General features: G+C 37.5%; 15 protein-coding genes and 1 pseudogene. 6 read left to right on the forward strand and 10 right to left on the reverse strand.

Annotation, left to right across the window (positions count from 1 at the left end; genetic code table 11):
- Positions 1–6: 6 nt before the first annotated feature.
- Entirely contained in the window at positions 7–777 is a 771-nt protein-coding gene (lolB1, locus tag AC0L3Q_RS00760; protein WP_473284232.1) for a lipoprotein insertase outer membrane protein LolB1, read from the forward strand.
- Entirely contained in the window at positions 777–2,006 is a 1,230-nt protein-coding gene (locus AC0L3Q_RS00765) for a murein hydrolase activator EnvC family protein (protein ID WP_473284234.1), read from the forward strand. Before lolB1 ends, AC0L3Q_RS00765 begins: the two co-directional genes overlap by 1 nt.
- 12 nt (positions 2,007–2,018) lie before the next feature.
- Here AC0L3Q_RS00765 and AC0L3Q_RS00770 read toward each other — a convergent pair whose 3' ends face one another.
- The 3 genes from AC0L3Q_RS00770 to AC0L3Q_RS00780 all read right to left on the reverse strand — a co-directional run bounded on the left by AC0L3Q_RS00770 (position 2,019) and on the right by AC0L3Q_RS00780 (position 4,020).
- On the reverse strand, positions 2,019–2,186 hold the full coding sequence (locus AC0L3Q_RS00770) for a hypothetical protein (protein ID WP_473284236.1): 168 nt from the start codon (positions 2,184–2,186) through the stop codon (positions 2,019–2,021).
- 102 nt (positions 2,187–2,288) lie between these two features.
- Positions 2,289–2,798 (reverse strand): acyl-CoA thioesterase, encoded by a 510-nt coding sequence (locus tag AC0L3Q_RS00775; protein WP_073315956.1) that lies wholly within the window; start codon positions 2,796–2,798, stop codon positions 2,289–2,291.
- Between the two features lie 208 nt (positions 2,799–3,006).
- Positions 3,007–4,020, reverse strand: a complete 1,014-nt coding sequence (locus tag AC0L3Q_RS00780) for an HU domain-containing protein (RefSeq protein ID WP_473284238.1) — start codon at positions 4,018–4,020, stop codon at positions 3,007–3,009.
- Between the two features lie 144 nt (positions 4,021–4,164).
- On the opposite strand from AC0L3Q_RS00780, the pseudogene dprA reads away from it, so the two are divergent.
- Positions 4,165–5,267, forward strand: a pseudogene (gene dprA, locus AC0L3Q_RS00785) (DNA-processing protein DprA).
- 77 nt (positions 5,268–5,344) lie between these two features.
- On the opposite strand, the gene AC0L3Q_RS00790 reads toward dprA, so the two are convergent.
- The 7 genes from AC0L3Q_RS00790 to AC0L3Q_RS00820 all read right to left on the reverse strand — a co-directional run bounded on the left by AC0L3Q_RS00790 (position 5,345) and on the right by AC0L3Q_RS00820 (position 11,201).
- Positions 5,345–6,388 (reverse strand): FG-GAP repeat domain-containing protein, encoded by a 1,044-nt coding sequence (locus AC0L3Q_RS00790; RefSeq protein WP_473284240.1) that lies wholly within the window; start codon positions 6,386–6,388, stop codon positions 5,345–5,347.
- On the reverse strand, positions 6,367–7,209 hold the full coding sequence (locus tag AC0L3Q_RS00795) for a M12 family metallopeptidase (RefSeq protein WP_473284242.1): 843 nt from the start codon (positions 7,207–7,209) through the stop codon (positions 6,367–6,369). Before AC0L3Q_RS00795 ends, AC0L3Q_RS00790 begins: the two co-directional genes overlap by 22 nt.
- Before the next feature lie 92 nt (positions 7,210–7,301).
- On the reverse strand, positions 7,302–7,694 hold the full coding sequence (locus AC0L3Q_RS00800) for a nuclear transport factor 2 family protein (protein ID WP_473284244.1): 393 nt from the start codon (positions 7,692–7,694) through the stop codon (positions 7,302–7,304).
- A 12-nt stretch (positions 7,695–7,706) separates the two neighbouring features.
- Positions 7,707–8,807 (reverse strand): glycoside hydrolase family 3 N-terminal domain-containing protein, encoded by a 1,101-nt coding sequence (locus AC0L3Q_RS00805; RefSeq protein ID WP_473284246.1) that lies wholly within the window; start codon positions 8,805–8,807, stop codon positions 7,707–7,709.
- 30 nt (positions 8,808–8,837) lie between these two features.
- Positions 8,838–9,689, reverse strand: a complete 852-nt coding sequence (locus tag AC0L3Q_RS00810; protein ID WP_473284248.1) for a sulfurtransferase — start codon at positions 9,687–9,689, stop codon at positions 8,838–8,840.
- 18 nt (positions 9,690–9,707) lie between these two features.
- Positions 9,708–10,163 (reverse strand): nuclear transport factor 2 family protein, encoded by a 456-nt coding sequence (locus AC0L3Q_RS00815; protein ID WP_473284250.1) that lies wholly within the window; start codon positions 10,161–10,163, stop codon positions 9,708–9,710.
- A 42-nt stretch (positions 10,164–10,205) separates the two neighbouring features.
- Positions 10,206–11,201: an NAD(P)H-dependent glycerol-3-phosphate dehydrogenase gene (locus tag AC0L3Q_RS00820; protein ID WP_473284252.1), complete on the reverse strand. Its 996-nt coding sequence runs from the start codon at positions 11,199–11,201 to the stop codon at positions 10,206–10,208.
- 124 nt (positions 11,202–11,325) lie between these two features.
- Between AC0L3Q_RS00820 and AC0L3Q_RS00825 the strand changes: the two genes are divergently transcribed.
- The 3 genes from AC0L3Q_RS00825 (at position 11,326) to amaB (ending at position 14,524) form a co-directional block, all read left to right on the forward strand.
- The gene (locus AC0L3Q_RS00825; RefSeq protein WP_473284254.1) at positions 11,326–12,255 is read left to right on the forward strand and encodes a nicotinic acid mononucleotide adenyltransferase; all 930 of its coding nucleotides are present in this window, start codon (positions 11,326–11,328) and stop codon (positions 12,253–12,255) included.
- Between the two features lie 261 nt (positions 12,256–12,516).
- Entirely contained in the window at positions 12,517–12,729 is a 213-nt protein-coding gene (locus AC0L3Q_RS00830) for a hypothetical protein (RefSeq protein WP_473284256.1), read from the forward strand.
- A gap of 241 nt (positions 12,730–12,970) precedes the next feature.
- Positions 12,971–14,524 carry an L-piperidine-6-carboxylate dehydrogenase gene (amaB, locus tag AC0L3Q_RS00835; RefSeq protein ID WP_473284258.1) on the forward strand — a complete coding sequence of 518 codons (1,554 nt, stop codon included), beginning with the start codon at positions 12,971–12,973 and terminating at the stop codon, positions 14,522–14,524.
- The last annotated feature ends 108 nt before the right edge of the window (positions 14,525–14,632 follow it).

The raw sequence follows: 14,632 nt of genomic DNA on the forward strand, positions 1-14,632 counted from the left end.
TAGTTGATGAACAAAGTATTTTATCTTTTATGTTTCTCTTTATTCTTTCTGTATTCGTGTAAAGGAACAAAAACTGCAAATACTACCAAGGTTAAAAAATTGAGTGCAGAGAAGGTAATCGCCAATCACTATAACCGCTCTTTCAACTTTGAGACTCTTAACGCCAGGATCAAAGTAAAATACGACGATGGTAAACGTGGTGTAAGCCCAACAGCAACCTTAAGAATTGAAAAGGATAAGGTAATATGGGTAAGTGTCAAAATGTTGGGAATTACCTTAGCAAAAGCACTAATTACTCCAGATAAAGTAAGTTACTACGAAAAAATCGAAAACTCTCATTTTGAAGGAGATTTCCAATTGCTAAGTGAATGGTTGGGCACCGATCTGGATTTTGAAAAAGTGCAACAGCTCTTGTTAGGTCAGGCATTATTTAATCTTAGAGAAGACAAATATAAAACCAGTATAGACGAAGGGTCTTATCTACTAAAACCTAAAACTGATTTCGTGCTTTTTGAGCGGTTATTTCTTGTTGACCCAGGTAATTTTAAGATGGCAGAGCAAAAGTTGAAACAACCTGCTGAAAATCGAAATTTATCCATCAAATATCAGGGTTATCAAAAGATAGGAAATCAGGATTTCCCCAAAAGAATCATCATCGAAGCAGTAGAAGGCGACGATACTACCATAATTGATGTAGAATATAGAGCAGTAGATTACAATGCTCGCGTAAGTTTTCCGTTTAAAATACCATCAGGGTCCAAGGAAATCAGTATTTAATGAAAGTATTGCGATTTATAAGTGTTGTTGTATTGCTATTGTGTGTGGCACCTATGTATGCCCAAAGTGCCAAACAACAGAAACTTGAAGAAGAACGGCAACGTTTGCGTCAGGAAATTGAGCAAATGAGACGTTTACGAGAAGAGAATAAAGTAAAAGAGTTATCCGTTCTGGATGAGGTAGAATCGATTTCTGCACAGATAAGCACGCGCCAAAACCTGATCAAGATTACCAATCAGCAGACTAACTTATTGACCAGAGAAATCAATAGTAATCTAAATAAAATTGATACCTATCGCAACGAATTAAAGGTGCTGAAAGAAGACTATGCCAATATGGTCAAGAAATCTTACAAAAGTAAGTCGCATCAAAGCAGGATTATGTTTTTGTTGTCGTCCTCCAATTTTACGCAAGCCTATAAGCGATTGCAATACATGAAGCAGTACAATGAACATCGAAAAGAGCAGGCAGATCGTATCGAAAGAAACACCATGGAGCTTCAGCAATTAAATCGAAATCTGTCTAAGCAAAAAGAGGATAAAGAAACCTTGATTAGCGAGAATCGCGAAGCACAAGAAAAATTAAAGGAAGAGAAGAAAGAACAACAGGTGCTCATGGCTTCTATCAAAAAGAAGCAAGGTGTCTATACGAAGCAAATCAAAAAGAAACAGGAGCGCGCCAGTGCGATCGATAAACAAATCGAAAAATTAATTCGTGAGGCCATTGCTCGGGCCAATAAAAAAGCTGGGAATAAGGTGGCCAAAAAAGGTACAGCTACCACTTTTGCGATGACCGCCGAAGCCAAAATACTAGCCGATAATTTTACATCCAACAAAGGAAAACTGCCCTGGCCCGTAGGCACAGGGAGATTGACCAAAAAATATGGTCGACAACCGCATCCTACCTTACCCAATATTCAAATCAATAGTAGTGGTGTGGAAATTGAAACAAGGTCAGGTGAACGCGCAAGAGCAATTTTTGAGGGAGAAGTAATAGCCATTCAAAAATTGAAGGGAGCAAGTCGATTAGTGCAAATCCGACATGGTAACTACATTACTACTTATTATAATTTGCATAATATTTCTGTAAAGGAAGGCCAGAAGGTTACCACAAAACAGTCTATAGGCGAAGTTAGAACAAATCCAACAACAGGAAGGGCAATCATGAAGTTCTTAATTTATCAAAATGCTAAGCGATTAAATCCTCACCAATGGATTTATCGATTGTAATCTTTTCCTCAACTAGCAAGAGGGCGAAAGTGTTTCAGTAAGCGAAGTAAACACCAGAGAAAGATAACTGTATACATCTCCGGATCCAAAATATCGATATCGTATAAATAGCGCAAGCATCAGGATAAACCCAACCAAAGTGATGTATACCGATATGACTATTTTGTGTTGTTTCTTCATCTAGAAGTTCCTATTGTCTTTATCAAGATAGATAAAAATGGTCAAAAGGAAATGCTATTTTCTCGACTTTAAGATAGATTTAAGTAATCTGATAATGAGGTGCTAAATGAATAGTGCTTTAAGTTCTGTAGCATCGTCTGGTTTCATCTTTCCGGCCAATACCAAGCTCAATTGCTTGCGACGTAACGCTGCTTCATAACGTTGCTTTTCCAGATCAGTTTGTGGTTGTATGGGAGGTACAGGAACCGGGCTCCCTGTTTCGTTTACTGCTACAAAGGTATAAATGGCTTCGTTCACCTTGGTACGATCACCACTTTGTCGGTCTTCTACCCATACATCGATAATCACTTCCATAGAGGAGGTAAAGGCTCTAGATACTTTTGCTTCTACAGTAACGACACTACCTAATGGAATGGCTTGATTAAAGGCTACATGGTTTACAGAAGCGGTTACTACAATTCTTCTAGAGTGTCTCCCGGCTGCAATTCCAGCTGCACGGTCCATACGGGCAAGTAATTCTCCTCCAAATAAATTATTCAAAGGATTGGTCTCTCCTGGTAAAACTAAATCCGTAAGTGTAGTTAACGATTCTGAAGGATATCGAGCTTCCATAAACAATAAAATTTTTGGCAAAGATAATCACGTAAAAAGAACTTACACTATTTCGCTGGCCAAAAGTGATTTATACCAGTTAAGCAAGGTTTGAGATTTTGAAAAACTTTTAGGATTTAGAAAAGAGGATTCGTAAACAAACAGCAACAGTCATTATCAGAATAATGATGATGCAAAGTTTATGTTGAAAAGAATGTTTTTTAAAATTTTAGTTCTGAACCAATAACCAAGCCTTAGGACTTTGTTCATTCTTGATTTTTCGAAGCGCTTTTAGCGCGTCTAATCTGTTGGAGTAACTTGAATACGCCACCTGATGGAGTCCGTATTTGTTAACCCCAATAAGACGGGCATCAAATCCTTGTTCTTTTAGTCGTTGTACTTTCTTATCGGCGTTTGAAGCAATTCTAAAGGCTCCTGCAACGATATGAAATTTTCCTGTGGTTACATCTTCAGAAACAGGGGCTGGGCTATCTGCAATGTTTTCTTCAGCACCATTCTCTTCTTTAGTTAGATTTAAGCTGATTGCAGGTAGCGGATTTGAAATCTCGAAGGTTGCTTCCTGAATGGTGTTCTCAATTTCCTGATTTGCTTTTACCCATTCCTGATTGTTATGGCTAATGGTATTGTTGCTAATTTGTTTCAATCCAAAAAAACCACCAAGACCGATAACAATTGCTGCAACTGCTGCATACTGTAAATAAGGACGTTCTTGTCTTTTCTCGGGAGTAAATGCAATAGGAGTCGTTTCTTCAATAGCTTCCACCTCTTCTTTATACACTTCCCTTTGAATCGGGATTTCTCTTTCTATATTTGGAGAAACAAAGCTTTGCATACCAAAAGCTTCAGTAAGGTAATTTACATCTTGAGTAGGCTCAAACTGGATAGTATTTTCTACAGAAGTAAAGAAAGCACCAATACCTTCTAACTCAACACGTTTTCCCAACGCCATTTTATCTCTAAGCGATAACGCATAGCGTTGCAACTTGGCAACCGCATCTGTATACGAAATACCTTCGGCAGCAGCAATATAATTCGCTAATAACCCATCATTATTCTGCAATTGGCGATTAAAAGAAATGCTTTTTTTAGGAGGGTAAAATGAATGAGTGGTTTCCTGAATTGAAGCAGACTCTCGTCTGGTCAAAAATGCTCCAAAACCAGGTAGGATTACACATTCGTAACGATATAATAATTCACTGATGTATTTTGCCGTGTTGTTCATTTGCCCCCTTCTAAAAATGCTGCGTACAGCCAATGGTTAGTTAACTCAAAGGTAAAAAAAATGAAAATCGTGAGCGCTGGAACGAATGAATTTATCAACAGTTTTAATTTTTTTCGTTTCTTGCATTGATATACAAATCATTAGATGTCCAACGAAAAACTCTTAGCACTACTAGCGCTTAAAAAAGTACCCAATCTGGGGGATAGTTCTATCAAAAAATTGATTAGAGAAATCGGAACTCCAGAAGAGATATTCACAGAAAAAGTGGATAACTTGTTAAAAATTGACGGTATCGGAAAGGCGAAAATCAAAAATTTAAAGGACCCTAAACATCAACGGGATGCCGAAAATGAATTGAAGTTTATTCAGGATCAGCATATTAATTATGTGATGTATGATCAGGAAGGATATCCGGATCGATTAAAACATTGCATAGATGGTCCAGTGGTTTTGTTTAGTCGAGGCAATATCGATATCAAACAAAAGAAGATGTTGAGTATCGTTGGCACCCGCAAAGTAACAAGATATGGGGTACAGTTTTGCGAAGAATTGATAGAAAGCTTGGCGCCTATAGATCCGGTAATCGTCTCTGGCTTTGCCTACGGTGTGGATATTACTGCCCAACGAGCTGCCGTAAAGCATGGGTTACAGACCATCGGTTGTTTGGCTCACGGTCTCAATCAAGTTTATCCCAAAGCACACAAAAAATACATGGCTCAAATTGAAGAGAATGGAGGCTTTTTCACCGATTTTTGGAGTACAGATACTTTTGATCGTAAGAATTTTTTAGGCCGCAATCGAATTATTGCTGGGCTAAGCGAAGCCACTGTGGTCATAGAAAGTGCCGGCAAAGGGGGTCTTTGGTAACTGCAGACATTGCCAACTCCTACAACAGAGAGGTGTTTGCAGTGCCTGGTCGCGCAAGCGATTCTCAAAGTACGGGTTGTAATATGTTGATCAAAACACAACAAGCGAATATGCTCACTAGCGCTGCAGATTTGATTTACATGCTCAATTGGGAACTCGAAGAAAAGACACAACCTGCTGTTCAGAAACAATTATTTGTAGAGCTGGAAGGGGAGGAGCAAAAAATTTATAATTACTTGCATCAACATGGAAAGGAGCTGCTGGATGTTATTGCACTAGAATGTCAGATTCCTACCTCTCAATTAGCTTCAATGTTGTTGAATATGGAACTAAAAGGAGTAGTGAAACCATTACCAGGGAAACTATTTGAAGTGGTTTGATCAGTATTATAAAAAACAAAGAAGAGCAGTATAAAATGCTCTTCTCTATTTTATGCTGTTTATCTTAAAAGATTATGCTAATACTCTCTGATAAAAGTGCTACCATTAGAACGACCGTAGTACACAACCCTACTTCCTGGGCGGTAACATAAAATGTCTGATCTTCCATCCTTATTATAATCCAAACTAATTATTTTGTCTAGACCCGAAGCCAAATCGTATCCCATGATTCCACTATGACTTCGTATTACACTAGTAAATGAGCCATTGCTATTTGCTCTATTCAGATAAAAAACTCTGCTCCCTGGTCGATATGCCACAATATCCTCATAACCATCATTATTATAGTCCAGGGTTACCAAGCGATCATTGCTTCTAGCTAAATCAAAACTGGCAATACCGTTAAAACTTTTAATAGGAGTAGAAAAAGTAGTGTTTCCATTAGATTTTAATAAGAAGAATACTTTTGAACCTGGTCTGTAAAATCCAATATCATCTTTTCCATCTTTATTATAGTCCAAGGCAATAGCGTTGTCATTTGCGCTTTTAAGATCAAAACCACCAAAACCAGATCTGGCATCAATCATTTTTTGAAAGGTTGCAGTTCCGTTTGAACGGTATAAGAAAAATACACTTTTTCCTGGTCGGAAACACATCACTTCATCTTTTCCATCTCCGTTATAATCTAAAGCAACCATTTTATCGGTAGTTACTGCCAGATCATATCCCTGAAATCCGTTCCAACTTTTATAAACTGCTGTAAATGTTCCGTTACCATTGGATCGAAGTAAGAATGCAATTTTGTTTCCAGGGCGATAAATAATGATATCATCTTTATTATCTCCATTATAGTCCAAGGCTATGATTCGGTCTCTGGAACTTGCAAGGTCATATCCAGCGACGCCATTATGACTTCGCACAACGGAGGTGAATTTTCCATTTTTATCATTACGTTGTAGATAAAATACCTTGTTTCCCGGGCGATAATTAATTATGTCTTCATAACCATCCCCATTATAATCCAGTGATACGGATAGATCTTTAGAACTTGCCATATCAAAACTACCCAGTCCTATGTTTGGATACATTCTCAAAACCCCTAGTTTGTCATCTGCAGACAAAGCATTTCTTTGGATAGAATAAGTACTACCATCTTTTTTGGTAATTGTGGGCTGATTATTGCTTGAGAAAAATAAGGTCCGTACATCATGATACTGCCAAAATCTAAAGTAGAAGTATACTCTGCTCCATCTTGACCTTGCTGTACGTAGGTTCTGAAATTATGTTCTCTTCCTGCCTGAATGTTACCAAAATTGATAGTGATATAACTATCTCTGTCTTTTCTACTTTGTTCGTGCCAAAGACCAATAGCATGACCAATCTCATGAATAGTATTTCCCGTAGAACAGCCATCAGCCAGGTTAATGTCCTGTCGACCTCCAACTCGCCCAACAAAGGAAGAACAACCAGAACCTTTTTTAAAATAGATATAATCAGACTGATTAGTACGAGCAACAAACCGTAGAGGCGTGTTATTTTGCCAATGTGCAATGGCATTAGTCACTCTGGCCTGATTAGGTAAGCCCGTTTCGATCGCATAATAGACTGTGTTGTTTGGCCATCTTCGTGCTAGATTACTTCTACCTACACTTTTTGTTTCTAATTGGTTGTCAGAGATTAAAATATCTCCTTCGAAAACAAGATGATTCTCAATTTGCTCTACGTGCAAGGTTTGTTTTCCGATTCGAATTTCCTTTTGTATTCCAGAAGCATTTGGAAATGCCAATTCCGGTTTTTCAAGGCTTTCTGTAATCAATGGTTCGTTTGATTCTTTTTCGAAATCTGTTTCATTTTCGCAACTGGCGCAAACTGAGAGAAGTAAGAATATTGCGCATACCCGTGTAAAAAGACATATGTCTTTTTTGATCCTTTTGTGATTCATTTATCTAAGTTTATTGGTTAATAGTATTTAGGTTGTATTCCTAAACTAATCACAAAATAGTTAAAAAAAGTTTGAATGGGTTAAAGAAAATGTTATGATTTGCTTCCCAAAAATTCACCCATTTTTTGATGTACGATTTGAATTGCTTTTAGAGGGCGGATCATCACTTTGATATCTTTTAATTTACCCTCATCATCAAAAGTTAACATGTCTACTCCTTCTACAGTAATGCCATCGATTTCGGTGACAAACTCCAAAATAGCATGTTCATTATTGGTCACTTCTCTTACATATTTAAAATGGGGTGTAGCAATAATCGTAGCTGCGGCAGTAAGGTAGAGGCTTACGATCATTTTACCTTTTTGAGGTGTCCAAACTACTGGAGAATGTAAAACAGCATCATCGGCTATAAGTTCGTCTAACCCGGCCGTATTTCTTTCTTTTACAAATTGATGCCATAAAGCCAGTCCTTGTGATGTTGCCATGATGTTGAGTTTTTAAATGATACCTGCACAGATTTTTAATCGTAGAATTTTTCTTACCGATTCCATAACTTGTTGTTGATATGTAGCATCCTTTTTGATTTCGGCTAGAATTGAATCCATAGTCTTTCTTTCGTCTTGAGGCATGAGAATCATATCGCACCCAGCTTTTGAAGCTTGAAGCGGTGCATTGTCCAGAATGGTTACCGCCTTCATAATATTCAAAGCATCAGAAACGACAATCCCTTCAAAGCACATCCCGTCTTTAAGAAGATCGGTTACAATTCTTCGGGAACAACTCGACGGAAGCCCATCGGTACCAAAAAGGTCATTATTCACTACGGTGATATGTGCAATCATTATCGACAATACCCCATCGGCAATAATAGGCTTGTAGTTATCAATTTCTTGTAATGGGCCATCGATATATACACTTTGTTTGTGCGTATCTCCTTTTACCAATCCGTGACCGGGAAAGTGTTTGGCTGTAGCAATAATACCACCCTCCTGAGTACATTTGATAAAGCGATTCGCCAAATTAATTACAGAATCCTTATTGCTACCATAACTACGGGACTTGATCGCTTCATTATTCGGGCTGATATCCAATACGGGTGCAAAATTATGATGCACTCCTATTGCTTTCAGTTCGTTGTTAATGATAGCCACTACAGAATCCGATTTGGTATCGGTCTTGATCTCAATAGTTTTTCCTACTTTTTTGGCACCTTTTATCCTGCTGGCAAACAAACTAGGCTCCGCATCCATACTAAAGATAAGAGGTAATGTCTTGTTTTTTTCTGAAATGGTGTTCAGTTCATCTATGGTAGTAGTATGTTCTTTTTTACTTCCTTTTAGAAATACGACTCCTCCGATAATATCATCTTGAGCTAGTTTTTTTACAGTGGTTTCAGACTTTCCTAATTCTCCGGTACAGCTAATGATCATTTGTGCCACTTTTTGTTTTTCAGAAAGCGAATTGAAAATAGAATCTACCTCTTTATCCAAATCTGGATTTTGAGTATAAAAATCGGCTAAGGTAAATTGTGTTTCCTGGGAGGTGCCAACAAAAGATCCTAATAGTAAAAAAATGAAAAACGCAAAAAAATGTTTCATAGGTAATTAAGTAGGTATTGTATTCGATAATTAAACTGAAATAGGCACGCCATCCAGCTGTCCCCATTCGCTCCAGGATCCATCATAAACAGACAGATTAGAATATCCAGCCATTTCTGCTGCCATCATAAGGATGCAAGCCGTAATCCCAGATCCACAGGTAAAGATCAGTTTTTTATTGTCAATATTAAAATCTGAAAAAATCTTTTCTAATTCTGGGGTGGATTTCATTATGCCTTTTTCCAAAAGCTGTTTATAAGGTAAGCTCTTCGAATTAGGAATATGTCCTCCCTTTAAACTTGCCCTGGGTTCGGGTTCGGTAGCGTTAAATCGTCCGGAAGATCGTGCATCAAGAATAAGGGTTTGTTCATTATTCATCTCTTCCAAAACTTCACTTACAGCGGTTACTAATTTAGGGTTAAAATGAGCCTCAAAATTTCCTAGCGCATACTCCTTTTGTAATGCATCTTCTGGTTCACAAGGCAAATCTTTTTCTTGCCAGGCAGGTAGACCTCCGTTAAGAACCGCTATTTGTGAGTGTCCCATAATTTTAAACATCCACCAAACTCTTGGGCTGGAATACATCCCAATTTTATCATACACCACAATCTTATGATGAGAACTGATGCCCAATTGTTGGCAAGCTTCAGCAAATTTTTCTGGAGATAGGAGCATATTAGGAATATCCGAGGTGGTATCCGAAAACGTCTTTTTGATATCAAAAAAACGACTGTTTTTGATTTTAACTTCTGGGTAGCTTTCTGTGGCGTCACTGGCTACTTTTTTGATGGTAGCATCCAGAATGATGAGGTCTTTATGATCCAAATGTGCTGCTAGCCAATCAACAGATACTAAGGGAGAGGGGAGTTCTAACGTATTCATTGTGTGTTTAATAGAATATCAGGAATTCATAAATTTATCCAGTAATCGATTGGTTTGCTGGATGAGTTTTTTCTGAAAAAACCCTGTTCCACCCAATAGTTTCCCTTTCCATCCAATGGCTTGCGAAGCCCATCGATGTAGGTTAAAATGATCCGTATGTTTTATAATTTTCCCGTCTTTAAACTCAAATTGGGCATCAATACTGTTATGAACTGATCTTCCTGTTTTGCTAAAGGTATACCAGGCTTCCCAATGTGCGGATCCCTTCTCTTCATCGGCTTCAACTTTTGAGAATTCTACCTTCAGATCGGTTCCATTCTTGCAGAGCATTTGCCACATTCCTTTGGCACGATCCCCATACAATTTTCCAAATCCGGGATCTTCAAATTCTACATCATCATGATAACAGGAAATCATGGTATCTGCATCACGATTATTAAGCGCCGTGTAAAAAGTTTCGATAAGATGCTTCATAGGTCAAAGACTAAAATAGCTGAGCAATGAAGATAAGCATAATTAATCTAGCTTTTCGGCTAATTTCTTAAATACTTTTTTTGGATTTTTGTTTTCGTATAAAACATCGTGAACCGCATCAATGATAGGGGTTCTCGTCTTTTTGGTGGCATCCAATTCATAGGCGGTTTTTGCCGCATAGTATCCTTCGGCGACCATATTCATCTCCATTTGTGCACTTTTTACCGTATATCCTTTACCAATCATGTTCCCAAACATTCGATTACGCGAAAAAATAGAATATCCGGTCACCAATAAATCTCCTAGATAAGCCGAATTGTTAATATTACGCTTCATCTTATGGACTTTTTTAATGAAACGTTTCATCTCACGAATGGCATTACTCATCAATACACTCTGAAAATTGTCCCCATAACCTAGTCCATGTGCAATTCCTGCAGCTACCGAATAGATGTTTTTTAATACAGCGGCATACTCAGTACCTATGATATCGTCGCTCGTTTTACATTTGATGTAATAACTGCTCAGGTGATTGGCCATGATGGTAGCTTTTTCTTCGTCGTTACTAGCTATAGTCAGATAAGAAAGACGCTCGAGCGCTACCTCCTCAGCATGACAGGGTCCTGTAATCACACCAATATTATTAAAAGGGATGTTATAAATGTCATGAAAATGCTCTCCTACAATCAATCCAGTTTCAGGAACAATACCTTTGATAGCCGAAAAGATCACCTTGTTTTCTAATGAGGCGGTAAGTTTTTCCAGCTCACTATGCAAAAAAGCAGAAGGAATAGCAAAAATAACATAGTCTGCATAGTTTACCGCTTCGTTAATATCATTGGTAAGTTTTAATTGTTCTAGTTTAAACTCGACCGAGCTTAAGTAATTTGGATTGTGTTGTTGTCTTTTTAGATGTTCCAAAGCATATGCACTACGCATATACCAGCCGATCTCGTCTAGATTTTCGGTTAACATTTTTACAATAGCAGTGGCCCAACTACCACCACCAATAACTGCAAATTTCGGACTGCTTTCCATAAATAAGATTATTGGGTCAAAAATAAGTAAAATAGTATTCAAAATAAAAGATTGATAATCAAATAGATATGAGTTTGGCACACGTTTTGGTTTTCGAATTAGTGAAATTCAAAATTCACAGCTTATGAAGACGTTAAAATTACTTTCGGTTCTTATTTTAGGTTCAATGTTGTTTACATCATGTGTGGCAGAGGTGGTGATTGAAGAAGATGTTTTTATCGAGGAACCTACAATTAGTTTGTATGACCTTTTAGGAGATTATGAAATTTGGTATGTTGATATCGAACGTACCCAGGGTAATGGTGAAATTCCTTTCCTGCAGAAAGCATTTACTGTTTCTTTCCGTGGAGGTACGTTTTATGCAAATAACAATTTGGTAGGAATAGGAGATAATGGAGGCGGATTTGGATTGGATGTTGGATATTATGATACCTTCCGTATGGAAGTAGATATTACTCATGATATCGATGGAAGATACGAGTTGGTGGTGAGTCAATTATCTAGCAACGAAATCGAATTGTATGATCGAGTGTCAAACACACGATACTACTTGATAGGTCATCAAAGAAGCACTTTTGATTATGATCGAGTGTTTTATGACAACATTCACTATTTCCTACAAGAGTATGAGGTTTGGGAAAAAGTATACACTAGTGAATATGGGGTGTTAAACGAATTTGATGAAGAGAATTACCTTCAGTTTTTGTACTACGGTGCAGGAGATAATTTTAACAGCTCAAGGGATCATGTAGGGATTCCCATCGATGATATCTATTACGATTATACGGGGTATTACGAAGTGAATGATATCGCCAATAATTTTTATAGGAAAATTTTAACACTTGATTACGACTATCTGGGCAATGAATACTTCGAATTATCCGTTATCAATGATAGTAAAATAGAATTGTATCATCCAAATTCTGGAACTGTATATCATTTTAAAGGTAGAGGTCATTTACTTTTCAAAAATTCGACCACAGATAAGAAGATACAAAACGAAACGAAGAGATTAAAAAAAGCCGATCTTAAACTAAGAAAGCTTGTAAAATAAAAGTAAGGATCGCGCTAAACAATATAAACTTTTTGGTTGGTTATTTAGTTGGAAATCGCTCTACAGGAGAAATCTTGTTTGGGCGATTTCTTTTTTGTGGAAAGCTCTTTGTAAACAGACGAAAAAATAGATGTAAACCATAAATGACCAAGACTCATTTTTATAAAAATGAGGAAGTATTTGTCTGATTTTAAGGTAAAATAGGATTAAATGAGGGTTACATTTTTTATTTTTAATGTATTCACAAATCAATTTTATATTATGCTGAAAAAAATCTTAAACATCGAGAACACCAAGAAGTTAAACAAGAATGAGCAACAATTAATACAGGGAGGTAGCTTTCCATTTTTTGAGGAATGCTGTGCTTGCGTTTTTACACCGGCAGGAAGACCTTTCCCGATTTTGATTACTCAACCGTGCTCGATTCCATGTCCGGTAGACGGAAGTTTGGAATATGAAGATACAGGATGCTAAAATGGTAAAAGCGAACTTCGGTTCGCTTTTCTTTTTTAGAATGTAGTAAAATCCTATATGTCTTAATATAAGGTAGAAGCAGAATGTCAATTTGATGTATGGACTTTCTGCTTTTTTACATTTTTGATTTTTTGAAAGGCATTTTGTTGCAAAATCTATTAAAACTAACTTTAAGAACAATCAGAATTTAATATATCTTCAAAACACATTATCTTTATACTTTCAAAAAGTTACAAATAACATGGCAACAGCAATCGTGGATTTCGGGATTCAGGAAGCATTACAACAATTAGGTGTTTCGGATCATAACAAAGGAACTTCAACAGGTACAGAATGGTTCTCTTCGGGAGATACTATCTCTTCGTATTCTCCAGTAGATGGAGAATTAATCGGTAAGGTAGAAACGACAAGCAAGGAGGACTACGAAAAAGTAATTCAAAAAGCACAAGAGGCTTTTAAAACATGGAGAGTGATGCCTGCTCCTCAACGAGGAGAAATCGTAAGACAGTTTGGTGAAGAGCTTCGTAAGTTAAAAGAACCTCTAGGTAAATTAGTTTCTTACGAAATGGGAAAATCCTATCAGGAAGGATTAGGAGAAGTACAGGAGATGATCGATATCTGTGATTTTGCAGTTGGTCTTTCTAGACAATTGCACGGTCTGACTATGCATTCAGAACGTCCTGGACATAGAATGTACGAACAGTATCATCCTCTTGGGATTGTTGGGATTATTTCTGCTTTTAATTTCCCTGTAGCGGTATGGTCCTGGAATACAGCACTAGCATGGATATGTGGAGATGTTTGTGTTTGGAAACCAAGTGAAAAAACACCTCTTTGTGGAGTAGCTTGCCAGAACATTATAGCCAAAGTATTAAAGGCAAATGACTTACCAGAAGGTATTTCTTGCTTGATCAATGGAGATTACAAAGTAGGAGAGATGATGACTACCGATGGTCGTGTGCCTCTTGTTTCAGCCACTGGATCTACGAGAATGGGTAAAATCGTTGCGGCAAAAGTAGGAGAACGTTTAGGAAAATCCTTGCTTGAACTTGGAGGTAATAATGCGATTATCGTTACACCAGATGCAGATATCAAAATGACCGTGATTGGTGCTGTTTTTGGAGCGGTAGGAACTGCTGGACAGCGATGTACATCAACCCGTAGATTAATTATTCATGATTCTATATACGATCAGGTTAAAAATGCGTTGGTAGATGCCTATGGTCAATTACGAATAGGGAATCCACTAGATGAAAACAATCATGTTGGGCCTCTTATTGATATTGATGCTGTAAAAGGGTATCAAAATGCTTTGGAAAAAGTGGTTGCAGAAGGAGGAAACATCGTTGTTGAAGGTGGAGTGCTATCTGGAGAAGGTTATGAAAGTGGTTGTTATGTAAAACCTGCTATCGCTGAAGCTAATAATTCATTTGAAATCGTGCAGCACGAAACTTTTGCTCCTGTATTATATCTACTTAAGTATAGTGGAGAGATAGAAAATGCAATCGAAGTTCAAAATGGAGTGGCTCAGGGATTATCGTCGGCTATTATGACCAACAACTTAAGAGAAGCAGAACGATTTTTATCGCATGCCGGATCAGACTGCGGAATAGCCAATGTAAATATTGGAACTTCTGGAGCCGAAATCGGTGGAGCTTTTGGAGGAGAGAAAGAAACTGGTGGAGGTCGAGAGTCTGGATCAGATGCCTGGAAGGTATACATGCGAAGACAAACCAATACGATCAATTATACCACCGAGTTGCCACTGGCGCAGGGAATCAAATTTGATTTATAAAGAGTATTGAACATAAAGTATATGCTTAAAAGCATCTCATTTGGTTGAGGTGCTTTTTTAGTATCCGTCTACTAGATGGATTCACGATAAATTCAAGATAATGAGACC

The organism is Aquimarina sp. KJ22-3 (assembly GCF_055808215.1).